The sequence below is a fragment of the Dendronalium sp. ChiSLP03b genome (assembly GCF_034531165.2).
Taxonomy (GTDB): Bacteria; Cyanobacteriota; Cyanobacteriia; order Cyanobacteriales; family Nostocaceae; genus Dendronalium; species Dendronalium minutum.
Genome location: NZ_JAVRBR020000032.1, coordinates 1 through 13,567 on the forward strand (window position 1 = coordinate 1; position 13,567 = coordinate 13,567).

12 protein-coding genes are annotated in these 13,567 nt (G+C 41.3%); 2 read left to right on the top strand and 10 right to left on the bottom strand.

From position 1 onward, the window contains the following. Positions 1 to 440: 440 nt before the first annotated feature. The 5 genes from RMY31_RS07895 to RMY31_RS07915 form a co-directional block, all read right to left on the bottom strand. Complete coding sequence (locus RMY31_RS07895) at positions 441 to 1,988, bottom strand: mercuric reductase (RefSeq protein ID WP_322663347.1); 1,548 nt, start codon at positions 1,986 to 1,988, stop codon at positions 441 to 443. Positions 1,989 to 2,099: 111 nt separating this feature from the next. Continuing rightward, positions 2,100 to 2,876, bottom strand: a complete 777-nt coding sequence (locus RMY31_RS07900) for a TVP38/TMEM64 family protein (protein ID WP_322663345.1) — start codon at positions 2,874 to 2,876, stop codon at positions 2,100 to 2,102. A gap of 90 nt (positions 2,877 to 2,966) precedes the next feature. Continuing rightward, positions 2,967 to 3,824 (bottom strand): polysaccharide pyruvyl transferase family protein, encoded by an 858-nt coding sequence (locus tag RMY31_RS07905; RefSeq protein WP_322663343.1) that lies wholly within the window; start codon positions 3,822 to 3,824, stop codon positions 2,967 to 2,969. Positions 3,825 to 3,983: 159 nt separating this feature from the next. Beyond that, on the bottom strand, positions 3,984 to 4,739 hold the full coding sequence (locus RMY31_RS07910) for a TVP38/TMEM64 family protein (protein WP_322663341.1): 756 nt from the start codon (positions 4,737 to 4,739) through the stop codon (positions 3,984 to 3,986). 129 nt (positions 4,740 to 4,868) lie between these two features. Beyond that, positions 4,869 to 5,579: a TIGR04283 family arsenosugar biosynthesis glycosyltransferase gene (locus RMY31_RS07915; protein WP_322663339.1), complete on the bottom strand. Its 711-nt coding sequence runs from the start codon at positions 5,577 to 5,579 to the stop codon at positions 4,869 to 4,871. Between the two features lie 5 nt (positions 5,580 to 5,584). Between RMY31_RS07915 and RMY31_RS07920 the strand changes: the two genes are divergently transcribed. Together RMY31_RS07920 and aqpZ are read left to right on the top strand one after the other, a co-directional pair. Next, positions 5,585 to 5,767, top strand: coding sequence for a hypothetical protein (locus RMY31_RS07920; RefSeq protein WP_322663337.1), 183 nt, complete (start codon positions 5,585 to 5,587; stop codon positions 5,765 to 5,767). 620 nt (positions 5,768 to 6,387) lie between these two features. Next, the gene (aqpZ, locus tag RMY31_RS07925; RefSeq protein ID WP_322663335.1) at positions 6,388 to 7,140 is read left to right on the top strand and encodes an aquaporin Z; all 753 of its coding nucleotides are present in this window, start codon (positions 6,388 to 6,390) and stop codon (positions 7,138 to 7,140) included. 86 nt (positions 7,141 to 7,226) lie between these two features. Here aqpZ and RMY31_RS07930 read toward each other — a convergent pair whose 3' ends face one another. The 5 genes from RMY31_RS07930 to RMY31_RS07950 form a co-directional block, all read right to left on the bottom strand. Continuing rightward, positions 7,227 to 7,439, bottom strand: a complete 213-nt coding sequence (locus tag RMY31_RS07930) for a type II toxin-antitoxin system HicB family antitoxin (protein WP_322663333.1) — start codon at positions 7,437 to 7,439, stop codon at positions 7,227 to 7,229. Beyond that, positions 7,439 to 7,729 carry a type II toxin-antitoxin system HicA family toxin gene (locus RMY31_RS07935; protein ID WP_322663332.1) on the bottom strand — a complete coding sequence of 97 codons (291 nt, stop codon included), beginning with the start codon at positions 7,727 to 7,729 and terminating at the stop codon, positions 7,439 to 7,441. The genes RMY31_RS07930 and RMY31_RS07935 overlap by 1 nt, the downstream gene beginning before the upstream one ends. 39 nt (positions 7,730 to 7,768) lie before the next feature. Continuing rightward, a complete protein-coding gene (locus tag RMY31_RS07940) occupies positions 7,769 to 8,377 on the bottom strand; it encodes a hypothetical protein (RefSeq protein WP_322663330.1) in 609 nt (202 codons plus the stop codon). Positions 8,378 to 8,559: 182 nt separating this feature from the next. Further along, a complete protein-coding gene (locus RMY31_RS07945; RefSeq protein ID WP_322663328.1) occupies positions 8,560 to 9,147 on the bottom strand; it encodes a thylakoid membrane photosystem I accumulation factor in 588 nt (195 codons plus the stop codon). A gap of 564 nt (positions 9,148 to 9,711) precedes the next feature. Next, positions 9,712 to 13,497 (bottom strand): carbamoyltransferase C-terminal domain-containing protein, encoded by a 3,786-nt coding sequence (locus tag RMY31_RS07950; protein ID WP_322663326.1) that lies wholly within the window; start codon positions 13,495 to 13,497, stop codon positions 9,712 to 9,714. Positions 13,498 to 13,567: the final 70 nt, after the last annotated feature.

Here is a 13,567-nt window from a genome sequence, read left to right on the forward strand (position 1 = left end):
AGATTCTGAAACTTTGATTGAGTCAAGCTTTGAGCCTTTATTTTCTAACAGTAACTAAAATTTATAGCCAAAACTTAGAAATTAAAGCCTCGAAAGGCTTTCAGCGATTGGGTTCTCCCAAAGTGATAAAAGAGGGTTAGAGAAGGAAGCAGGGGGAGATGAGCGAGACTCGGTGAGGGGGTCGCAGTCCTGGCAGTCTTTGTCGATTGTGTTAGCGAGTCTTCTCCCCTTGGGAGAAGAGTAGAGCTTGCCGCAGGCTAGGGTAAGGGGACGCGGGGAATAAGGGAGACAAGGGAGACAAATTTACGGCGTTGCATAACAGTGAGATGAATTGGAGTAAGCAGGGGAAGCAGGGGGAGAATTTTAGAAGTTGCTAAATCATCCCGCAACTATGCAACGCCAAATTTACTTTCTCTGCCCCTCTGCCTCCTAAATCCTGCTCAAGAAAGTTTGGTTAGAAATCCTAAAAGTCGTTTGGTACGTGGTGTCAGCAGTGTGCGGCGATAAGCATCTGCTGCTTTTTTAATTGCTTCTGCTTGAGTCGGGTAAGGATGAATAACACTGCTTAACTTGCTCAAACCGATCTTATTCACAATTGCTGCTGTCACTTCCGAGATCGTCTCGCCTGCATGACTGGCGACAATAGTCGCACCGAGAATTTCATCAGATCCCTTTTTGTGGAGAATTTTGACAAATCCTGACTCTTCATCATCGGCGATCGCTCGGTCTACACTACTAAAAGGAATTTTAATTGTTGCCACATCAATTAAGAGCTTCTGCGCTTGGTGTTCGTACATCCCGACATGAGCAATTTCTGGGTCGGTATAAGTTACCCACGGCATCATCAAACTACTAAGTTTAGAGCGACCCAAGCCAAAGGGAGAAAACAGCGTATTCTTAATTACAATCCGCGCTGCTGCATCAGCTGCATGGGTAAACTTCCAGTTCATACAGATATCGCCAGCCGCATAAATTTTGGGATTTGTAGTTTGGAGGTAATCATTTACCTTCACGCCTTGGCGCTTGTCGTACTCTACCTCCACTGCTTCTAAATTCAGACCTTCCACATTCGGCGCACGTCCCGCACCTACTAAAATTTCATCTACAGTCACAGAATCTCGGTGACCTTTAGAAGAAAAATAAAGCCGCTTACCGTCAGTCACAGTTGCCACTTCTTCTAACTGGCAATTCAGTACTAAGCGAATTCCTTCCTTTATCAAGACCTTTTGGACAATTTCAGCAGCGTCAGCATCTTCTTTATTCAGGATGTGAGAACCGCTATGGAACAGTACGACCTCACAACCCAAGCGTCGAAAAGCCTGGGCTAATTCACAACCAATGGGGCCGCCACCAATTACCGCTAACCGTTCTGGTCGTTGAATAAGTGAAAAAACCGTTTCATTAGTTAGATAACCGGCTTGTTCAATTCCCCGAATTGTGGGTTGTGCAGCTCTAGCACCAGTGGCAATTACAGCTTTTTTAAACTTGAGGGTTTTGTCGCCAACTTCTACAGTATTTTTACTAGCGAATCGACCGCTACCCAGGAATACATCAACCCCTAGTGATGAAAAGCGTTCAGCCGAGTCATGATGGCTAATACCTGCTCTGATTCGCCGCATCCGTGCCATAACTGCGGGAAAATCAATATCAATATGTGCGGGAATGTTCACTCCCAAGTCTTTGGCATCCCAGATTTCGCCAACCACGCGAGCAGACCGGATAATAGTTTTGGATGGTACGCAACCAACATTCAAGCAGTCTCCACCCATGAGATGCTTTTCAATCAATGCCACTTTCAAACCTAAATCCAGACCCGCTGCACCCGCTGCTACTACTAACCCTGCTGTACCAGCGCCAATAACTACCAAGTCGTAAACATCAGCAGGTTGTGGATTTACCCAATTTGGCGGATGCACATAAGAAACTAATGTTTGATTATACTCATCCACTGGGCGAACAATGACTCTTTCTAATTCTGAATTAGACATCTGAAGTATAAAGTATGAAATTTTTGGTTAGTTTATTATTTATCCTGATGCGGAATGCTTATTTTAAAAGGATTACAACCTCTGAATTGTTTTGTCAGTTACTCTTGGAGTTTAATTTTTAATTGTTTCGTTTTCTAAAGCTTTCCGGGCAATACGGGTAACATATACTGTGACGGCGACTGTTGCAATCAAACCCACGATCCGAATTGTCCATTGCACGGTGGGGTTGGTGGGTTGAGCTTCAGTCCCAATCATGGCAAGATCGCTAGCGAGAGAACCGATATAAACGTACATGATTGTTCCAGGAATCATGCCTACAGAGCCGATAAAATAGTCTTTGAGAGAAACTCCGGTGATGCCAAAGGCGTAGTTCAATAAATTAAAAGGAAATATTGGAGATAGTCGGGTTAATAAAACAATTTTTAATCCTTGTTGACCAACAGCACGGTCAATAGCAGCAAATTTTTGGTTATCAGCAATTTTCTTTGCAACCCATCCTCTTGCTAAATAACGCCCCACGAGAAATGCAGCAGTTGCACCTAAGGTTGCACCAATAAATACATACAGAGAACCCCAAAGAATGCCAAAGACAACACCAGCCCCTAAAGTCAGAATTGAGCCTGGTAAGAAAGCAACGGTAGCGATAATGTAAAGTGCGATAAAAGCTATAGCTCCCACCGTACCAAGACTATCAATCCACTGCAAAGCGTTGCGTAAAATTGCTTGGGGATTGAAAAAATTTGGATTATTGGTAGATGTCTGTGCCCAAGCTAAATCTGTATTTAATAAGTAGGCGATCGCTAGTACTATCAATGTTAATACACCTACTTGAAAAAGCTTCCACCAGTTTCTGGGGATAATTTTATATGTTATGAGTTGATTTTTCATAACTTGCAAAGCTAGTTAATTGCATTAATAATCTGTGAATTATCAATTTTTAATACACTATCTTGTACAAAACTTATGGAAATTTGTTTTTTATAAAAATAATCCCGCCTCAAAATCTTGCTTGAATTCCTGAAGCCTTTCGTACATTTCCTGGGTAAGATTTTCTATAGTTATATCACTACTTAAAGTCGGCTGTGTAGTCTGAGCGATATGAAGTAATTGTGATTTAGATTCTTGTTGTCTTGCCCAATCACGAGCTAAGCGAATTGGATATAAAATATCTCGTTTTTGCCGAGGATGATGTAAGCGTTTGATATACGATGGTTTATATTCTACACCTATAGACTGACACCAGTCTTGCCATTTAAATTGCAGAATTGTAGGGTTAGTAATTATTGGAACCCAGGGAACACGCAGTGCATCAGCAATGATAGCGCCATGCATAGCCTCTGCAAATAAAACTTCTGTTTGGCTAATACTTAACAAAACTTTTTCTATTGACCAGCGTGGATCGATATATCCAAACCCAAGTCTTTCACAGACTAAACTCCAACCTATACCAGCTAATTCATAATGGGGCATGTAAGAAAATTTATACACCTTCTGGCTATGATGATTAAATAATTTTCTAATCAGTACTGCTCCATCCGTTACTGCTAATTTAGCTGAAACATTTAGCGCTTGTGCTGATAGGGGACCACGAAGACAATAAATTTTATAAGAATCATCTAGTTGGGGCATTCCTTGTCCATATCCTACTCCTGTACTCAATATCACTCTTAAACGAGCTTTTTTCGTCTTGCGAGGTAGTTTGTCATTAATTAGAGTACCTATGCCAACAAAAGCAGTTGTCTCATCATCATCAATTACACCTGGTAACAACTTTTCCCATAACCAAGGATTAAGTCGATCGCCAAAATTATTTTCCTGGTAATACAAAAGCTTCATAATTTTTTAATTGACAAAAGATTAAAAATTAAAACTGTTGAAATGGCAAGCTCGGATATAGAATCTGTATTGTTTATTAAAAGTATTTTTAATGGTACTTATTTAATATAAAAACATATTTATATTTTAGAATAAAATTATTGCAATCACAAATCTAAATTAATCACTATTTGCTTTTTCATTACTACTTTCTCCAACAAAAACATTTTGTTGGAGACTTTTTTGAGCAATCCTTGTTACATATACAGTGACACCAACAGTAGCAATCAACCCAACTGCTTGCATTACCCATTGCCAGATTTGAGCTTCTGGACTGCTTGGCTGATGAGGTATATCGATTGTGGCAAGATTAGTAGCTAGGGAACCAATGTAAACGTACATCACAGTTCCTGGAAAGATTCCTAAAGAACCCAATATATAGTCTTTTATAGAAACCTGTGTGACTCCAAAAGCATAATTTAATAAGTTGAAGGGAAAAATGGGGCTGAGGCGAGTCAACAGCACAAGTTTCCATCCTTCTTTGGCAACTGCTAGATTAATCGCTTTAAATTTAGGATGTTTATCCATTTGTCGAGAAATCCAATCCCGTGTCAGGTAGCGGCCAATGATAAAAGCTAAGGTTGCGCCAATTATCGCAGCGATGAATACATAAACAGAACCCCAAAATACACCAAATAGGCAACCACCTTTTAATGTTAGGATAGAACCTGGTATAAATAATAAAGTTGCTAAGTTGTAAATCACTATATAAGCAATAGGCCCTAAAACACCAAGACTATGAACCCAAATTAATAATTGCTGCAAAACTTCTTGAATGCGGAAGTATTTAGCAACAATTATCAATATAGTAACCAGAAAAGTTAACAGTAATAGTTTAAGTTTGCCATTGAATCGGGGCTGATATTTTGGATGCATTGGACTTACACTTACCTAATTTTTCAATGTTGCTATTGAGGAGTTAATAGTAATAGTTAACATAAGATTACTTTTGATTTTTTCAGTTGATATTATAAGTAAAGATATACTAATTAAATGAGAAACAGCTTAAATCCTCTTAAATTTTCCCTGACGATACCAGCTACGAATTTGCTCAGGTGAAACACCGAGTAAATAAGCAATAATGACTATTTGATTAATTAGGGTAGTTTTGAATACTCCCTTTTGTAACCATCTACGGGCTGACGTAACAACTGGCACAGGAAGAATTACAATTTGTCCGATGCGCTTTAAACGACGCATGAGTTCAAAGTCTTCCATGATCGGCAATTCGGGAAAGCCACCGATTTGCTGAAATACTTCTTTTGTTAAAAAAATTGCTTGATCGCCGTATGGCATTTGCCAAAAATGCGATCGCCAATTTACCCCCCACTCTACCCACCGCAAACTCAAAAGTGATGCATCTATTCGCAAGGCAAACGCACCTGCAACTGTTCCCAGTTTTTGCAAGGCGGTGCGAACCATATCATCAAATCCAGTAGGTAAATGGGTATCTGCATGGAGAAATAGCAGAATTTCACCGCCAGCAGCAACAGCACCCGCATTCATTTGACTAGCACGACCAGGAGATGATGAGATAACTTTTACACCCAATGACTGAGCTATTGCTACTGTGTCATCTTGGGAGCCGCCATCTACTACGATTACTTCTATATTTGTACTGGCTTGGGTTGTGGTGATGGCTTGTTTGATATTTCCTGCTTCATTGAGAGTCGGAATAATAATCGAAATTTTAGCAGCGTCAATATTATGACTCATAATTTTTGGCAATTTATCCACAACTACATTATTGTAGGCAGTTGTGCGATCGCTTCTCAGATAGCATGGGCGATCGCGCCTTCTGCGAAGACATCCAAAATTTACTGCCCTTGCAAAACTATCAGCTGTTTAAAAACTGCATCTTTTTCGGCTTTATTAAACAGCACTTGCTCGATCAATCTGCTTGAGTTCCTACTGTATAGCAACTCTTTGCGCCTGTAGTTTAGATAATAAATACCACACAGTATTAGTTATTTGCACTGGTTCATAACTATTGGCAACAATATTACAAATTTGATTGGCAGCTTGATTATATTCTATTTCTCCGGAGCCAGTCAGGTTAGTAATAGTACTGCCATTAATAACGAAAGTGTTACCAAATAGGCGTTTGCTAAATTCTTTAATTGTCTCTGCTTAGCTGCTAGCAATTTCTAGTAAGCTATTGTTTCTTTGAAAACTAATTCCCCAACATTACCGACTTCTTGATAGAGAGATCCAAATTCTCTCGGTTCAAAGTTGCGGTCTACTGGATGGCGATCGCTGAGTCTGTGTTCTGTTTTTTAACTAAAACTTTGCTCTTAGTTGTTTCAATATTCTGGAGTTAGTTCTGTGAAATTATTCAGGCAAAAGTACAAATATCATCTAACTTACGAGTGAAGTTTTACCAGTTTAGCCCAGGTAGCATCAAATGAAGCATCAACAATTTATTTAGTTACTAACTCATTTATGAGGGTTTCTTTCCAGTTAATCAGGTGTTTCAAATCGCTTGCTTGACCTAAAACAATTTAAGTTAAGGAAGGAGCTAAATATGGTATCACTCTCAACGCGGTGTATTGCAGAATTCTTGGGGACATTTGTGCTAGTACTTGCTGGATGTGGAAGTGCTGTATTTGCAGCAGCATTTCCTGATATCAAAACCAATGAACTGGGAATTGGCTTTGTAGGTGTTGCTCTGGCATTTGGTTTAGCACTACTCACCATGGCCTACGCCATTGCTCATATTTCAGGTTGTCATCTTAACCCAGCCGTATCATTTGGATTGTGGTCAGGAAACCGTTTTCCTGGCTCTGATTTGCTTCCATATATTGTTTCTCAGGTATTAGGAGCAATGGTAGCTGCCGGCTTAGTTTATGCTATTGCCACTGGTAAACCCGGATTTACACTTTCTGGTTCTAATCCACTAGCGACAAATGGTTATGGAGTGCATTCTCCCGGAGGTTATTCACTAGCTGCCTGTTTTATTGCAGAGCTTGTACTTACCTTCATTTTTTTAATTGTAATTTTAGGCGCAACTGATGGCCGCGCTCCTAAAGGTTTTGCACCTATTGCCATTGGTCTAGCACTTACACTCATTCATTTGGTGAGTATTCCCATAACTAATACATCTGTTAATCCTGCTCGTAGTACCGGTCCTGCATTTTTTGCTGGTGCAGAAATGTTTAGGCAACTATGGATGTTTTGGGTAGCTCCAATTTTAGGTGCAGTATTGGCAGGTCTGTTCTATTCAAGAGTTTTAGGTGAATCAGGAGCGCCAGTTGTCGGTGAGCCACAACCAAGATAGATTTTGAGGAGAATGGCACGCTCTTTTTGCACTTCTAGTTCTTGCAAGATGAACCAAGCGTCGGCTTGCGATCGCTACCTTGTAATTCACTTTAATACTTCGACCTCGTGAGCCATGCTTGTAGGTTGGGGAATAGGTAAACCATCTTCCAGCATCCCTTCTATATGAAATTCAATAGCTTCTGCAATCAGTGCTTTAACCTCTTCTATGGTTTCACCTACAGCTATACAACCAGGTAAATCGGGGACATAAGCGCCGTAGCCAGTTTTTCCCTTTTCAATCACAACTGTATAACGCATCAGTCTGCCTCAAATTGAACCTGTCTCCAGATATTGTTCAGAGTACCAATTGGTACATCAACACTTGGTTTACCAGATACTGTTACAGTATCAAGTTTATTAGGATGCTTGAACTGCCTATGATTACATTTAGTTCTATCAATATACCAACCATCTGCTTCTAGGCGCTTGATAACTTCGCATACTTTCATGCTACTGCTTATCTGTACAGATGAAATTTCTGTTACAGATATAATGCCTTTGTGCAAGATGAAAGTAAACGACATAATGCCATCATCTTTATCCGTCATTTTCTCAGATAATTAGAGAATTATTAGCTTATATATCAATTAACCAATAGGACGATTACCCGGATTTACCGCATGAATATACTCACTACCCGATCGGGGCCTTCCTCTTTTATAATAAGCTTCTTCTGGCTTACCCCATCCTAGCTGCAAAATTATTTCCAAAAAGCTAGAATTTTCCCACTTCAACAAACTTGCCCATTCTGTTCTTTGAGCAATTCTCTCTACATCTGTTTGGATAATTTGTTGATGTTGTTTGCTATTATTAAAACTTAAGTACAAGTCCATACTCACAGTGACTTTGTACCAAAATTCCAAAATAGAATTTTTTGTATCTTTTAATATTTCTAAGTCACTGCTAAGTGCAGTTAATTCTGCATCTACTTCTGGATAGTGCAAAGTTTTACCTTTAACAGTCACCTTACGCCAGATAATACCTGAAACTTGATGTTCTTTCTGGTATTCGTGAATAGCAGCTTTAAAATCTTGATAGGCGTTAAACTTTTGTAGCCCATCGGTTCTAATAAACTGGTCAATTACAGGATTGCCAGAGACTGTTACCTCTAATTTCAAGCGCTCTCCTTTGAGGCAAGCTTGGCGTTCGGCTGCCAAAATTTGGATTAGCTCCTCAGTAGTGTAAACCTTTGACATCAGAACACACTCTATTAGTCATTTGTCATTGGTCATTAGTCATTTGCTATGGACTATAGACTATGAATTAACTTCATCACTTGTTAAGGCTGATATTTAAACATTATCTCTTGGCATCCTCGCCAATGCAGTATCAGATCCAACTAAAAATTAGGGTAGACCAATTCGATCTACCCCAAAAGTTACTTAGCTAACTCGCTACTGAACTCATTGAAGGAGCGCCGCTTTAACTCCACTGATTCAGAGCGGGGTAATAAATCAAACACTTCCCGAAATCTATCGTCTATCTCTTCAAAGGGCACTTGACCCTTCTTATTCAAAACTACCTCACCTGACTGATTAAACACCACTACTTGAGGAACAACTCCAGAATAGTAATATCCTGGTTCTGTGGGATTGTAGGTCTTGTTGGGCTGGATGGCATCGACATCAATAGGTATAATCTCTGCTGCCCGTCCATAGAATTCCTGTACTCGTGAAATAGTAATTGCATATTTTTTGCAGTCGCTACTGTCATCGACATAAAACGCCAACATTGCGGGTTTATTTTGCGCTAAAGTCTGTGCCAGCGTTTCTTTGGAAGGAACTAGTGAACCATTCCCAGCATAAACCACAAAAACGTTGCCATCATAGCTATCATCATTGATACCTGCTGATGCTGGTTGCATACTGATAAAAAACAGGCAAGTTAGCAAAAACAGGCATTTCGATACCAACCGTCGCCAGTCAGCAATTTGTTGATGTAAAAAAGGAAATTTTATGCTACTCATCAAAAGGAACCTTGCAAGCTACTATTTGTCGAAGTTGGTGCTGAATTAGGCAAACTGGGCTGGATATACAATTACGCCCGCGCACTATTTTTTAAGATAACGCTTACGGAGATGATCTCTTGCAAGGGGTTGGTGTTATGGCATAGATTAATTATCATCTTTACTGCTAATCAGGGTCATTTAGCAGTAAAAATGAAAACAATGCATATTCAAGAAAAAACTGAAACTAAGGATTTATCTCTCAGCTATTTCAGGAATAATTTAATCTCAGCCTATATCAGTTAATAGTTTTATGCCTGAACGGGGAATAAGTATGACCACTGTATACCCCAGAATAAATTATGTATTTTTAGCAATTTTTATGACATTGTTTACTGATATCAAGTCCGGCTAATTAGTTATAATTCCCGAATCTATGCAGATGAGCAACAAAAACCCTTCCCCTCTGCGGTCTTAATGATAAGTCTTTAACCGGACACGATATGATGCGATCGCTTATTGTGATGTTAATCAAAAGAAACCAGCGCCATGCACTGGCTCCTTTTGACTTCCAAGGCAGCGGTACTAGCGTAGGTAAGACGAAACACAGGTAGGGGTAGTTTTGGTTTGCAATTCTTCAATTTTCAATCCTTCTGTGGGGGGCGGATCGTTCAATCGTCGATTGCGTCTAACATTGGGAACTTCGGGCGTTAAGTACAGAATTCCTTTGTAAATCAATTCATAGAGCCAATCTTGATTAATTGCCGTTGCATAAGCTGCCCATTTAGGTTGGCATTGATTGATGTCTTGCAACAGGCGGTACATTTGTTCATTTATCGGGTAAGTAGTGAAATAAGGGTTATTCGGAGAGAATAACTCGATTTGGCGCTCTTCTGTTCTAGGACTAGTCTCTAGTCTGAATCGCAAATCAGGAGACATCACCAAAAAGTAATCTTGGATTTGCAATTGTGCTAATAATTCCCGTTGCTGGAAATACTCCTGTACCTGCTGGTGAATTGGCTGACTCGGATTGTGGATTGTACGGCTGTAATAGGAGCCTTTATGAGCAGCATCGACCCGACAGATGAGGATATAACCAAAGTTCACTGCTCTTAAACCTGTGGTATGGAAGTTTTGTAGCCACTGGTCTAACTCAATGTTGTATTGCTCTAAGGTTTGATTAAAAGCTGTATGGCAATGGGGAACTGAAAACAGGATATCATTGCGATCGGCAGTACTTAGCACTAACTTATGAGCCGATCCTCCCTGCCACCAGTTCTCCAGTTTAGACTTATACTCTGCGATATTTACTAAATCTGTAACAATAAACAGCCTGCCATGAGGTGTAAGGTACTTTGCACTCTCAGAAATAATTCTAGCCACAATTTCTTCACCGCTCACACCTCCATCCCGAAAGCGACAATCCCGACTAGGACTGGGAACAAATGGGGGATTTGCCAGAATTGTATCGAAGTCACCAGAAGCAGCTTCGTAGAGATCGCCGAGATAGAAATGAGTATTACATATGCCGTTGAGTTGAGCGTTAAACCGAGCAAAGCGAATGGCGCGAGGGTTAATATCAATTCCGATCGCAACTCTGGCATAACGACTAGCTACTAAGCTTTGAATGCCGCTACCACAACAGAGATCCAAAACTCGATTGACTGGATATTGGGGAGTTGTGTAAACCAATCCCATACTATCCATACCTACGTACATCACAACGTCTTCATCAACTCGATCTTCTGCCAGTATCATGTAGCGATGATCGGTAGCTACATACAGTCCCCCAACGGCAAATAAATCGACTCGTGATGTCCAATCTCGATCGCGCTGAATCAACATACCCAAGCTACATAGACTGAAGAATACTTCTTCACCAAAAATTTCTTGCAGCCTAGCTTTTGTAAATGCGCCCCGCAACAAGAACAGACGAATCAAGTCTCCCAATGGGGATTGGGGTAGTTGGTAGCGATCGTAATAATGCAGATATGTTGGTTCAATTTGTTGCTGTGAGCTAATACCTAGCAACTGACAAATATTAGTTTCGTTATAGCCTGCTTGCTGTAGACATTCACGCAGCTTGCCAAGAATGCGTCGGGCAGAAAAGTTTTCATGCTCAAAAGGTGCAAAGGTTTGGTTTGAAGCTGAAGACAGTGCTGAATCTTGGGGTAATGCTCGATTGTAGAAGTACGCGGGTTCTAGTCTGTAAATACAAAGTTGTTGATTTGCCCATTCAATCCGTTGGTTAAATTCAAGGTGAGTCAGACGCAAATCAACTCGCATTTGTTCTAGCCAACTTTCAGGCGCATTCAGAACGGCTAGCAACAGCTTAACCTCTTCAAAAGTGTAATTTGAGGGGGGTACTTGCTGCTTGAGATCGACCAGAGTAGATGTGCCCAAAGGGTTTAATAGTAAAATCACATCGCCTGAAAGCTTGGTCTGGAAGGAACCGTAAAAGGGATTCTCTGGGAAGAGTACACTTGTTTCTTTGTATTGAGCGCCCCAAGCGGAGAGTTCCTGCAACTCCTCTGGCGACCAAGGACAGCCAAGGGTATGTCCAAAGAATAATGCCCGATCTAGCTTTGCCATTAAATCGGTGACATCGGGGGCACTTGGGGGAAGTCCATGAGGCAGTACAATATCACCACCAACTTTCGCTAAATGATCCTCGTAGCTACGAACGGGTACATGTCGTTTGCAAATCCAGAAGTTCTCGATCGCTAAATAGTCAATATCTGTTCCCAAGAAGGTAGCGATCGCTTCTAAGGTTGTTTCTACAATGGGTTGTCCTGCAACATTAAAGCTTGTATTCAGCAACACAGGCGGCCCCTGTCGTTCTTGGACTAATTTGTAGCACAGTCGATAAAAGTAGGGATTTTCCTGCTCAGTCACCGTTTGCACTCTTCCTGTACCATCTACATGGGTGACTGCTGGGATCTGCTCGTGGTATTCAGGTTTGATGGGCGATACCAGTAGCATGAAAGGTGCAGCAACCTGTTGGTCAAACACCTGGGAAACGGCTTCTAGAGGTATGACTGGTGCAAAGGGACGAAATGCTTCGCGGAACTTGACCCGCATATTCACAATATCTTTCATTCTTTTAAAGGTCGGGTCGGCCATAATCGACCGATGTCCTAATGCTCGCGGCCCGTACTCTGCACCCCCTTCAAAGCGAGCCACAATGCTGCCTTGTGCCAGTACTTGAGCAGTGCGAGCAATCATTTCATCTGCTGTTAACTCCTCAACCTCAATGGAGTCTTGGAAGTGTTGAATCGCTTGGGAGACTCGAGCTGAGTCGTACTGGCGACCAAGAGTTGCCCGCGTCAGCAATACTCGCTTCTGTCCCGCGCCGACTGCATTGTATGCCCATAAAGCACAACCAGCGGCAATTCCACTATCACCTGCTGCTGGAAAAATAAAGATATCATCTAGTTGGAGTTGCCGTAAAAGTTCGTAGTTGGCAACTGAGTTTAAGCCAATACCACCAGCAATACAGAGTTTTCTCAGTCCAGTCCGTTTGATTGCTAAGTTGACAATATGCAGTAATGCTTGTTCTAGCTCTTTCTGCACCTTATACGCTAAGTCAACTAAATAAGGACGGAGGTAGGGTTTGCCTTCCCCTGTGTCATAGCGTTTTTCTAGGGCAGCGACTTCCAAAAAGATATCGTAGGCAGAAATTTTCAGGCTAAAGGAATCTTCTGTTGTCTGAATCCAACGATGCCAGTTGAGTTGTTCTTTGCCAAAGGGCGCTAAACCCATGAGTTTGCCAGCTTCCGCGTGCTGAATTTTTTCACCTACTTGGGTCACAAATCCCGCTTTGCGTGTGATGTACTCGTAAATAAAGCCGAGGGTTGAGAGTTGAGCCAAGTGAGCTGCAACCATTTCATTATGCAGCGTTGTAATTGTCTGTCCCCTTCCCTCATAAAGAGTGTAGGATTCAGTACAATGAGCAGGTGTAGTACTACCTGTAGCATCTGCCACAAAGATGAGTGCTTCATCAAATCCAGAAGGCCAATAAGCAGAGTAGGCATGAGCCAAGTGATGGCTGGGAATTCGCATCACTTTATCTGTTGTTTCAGCCGGCAGTACTCGGCGGAGGATATCGGGGGCACAATCGTGACCGGGCATATTTGCGGTAATCGTTGCCAAATCGCTCAGAGTGATGTTGCAAGTATCCAAACAGTAACGCATAGCTTCGGCTGGAATCTGCATTTGTGCAGCCACCCCAGGAGCATGAAGCATATAACCAGGACTATATTTGTGGCGATCGAGTCTTTCTTGCTCAATTGCCACCAAAATTTCCCCATCCTTGGCGATTGCCACTGAACGCTCATGTCCTAAATTAATTCCCATGTGGTATTGTGTCATTGCTTTCCTTCTTCACTCCATAACCATTGCGATACCGAATATTTCTGTTACTTCATTCCCAGCAAAACAA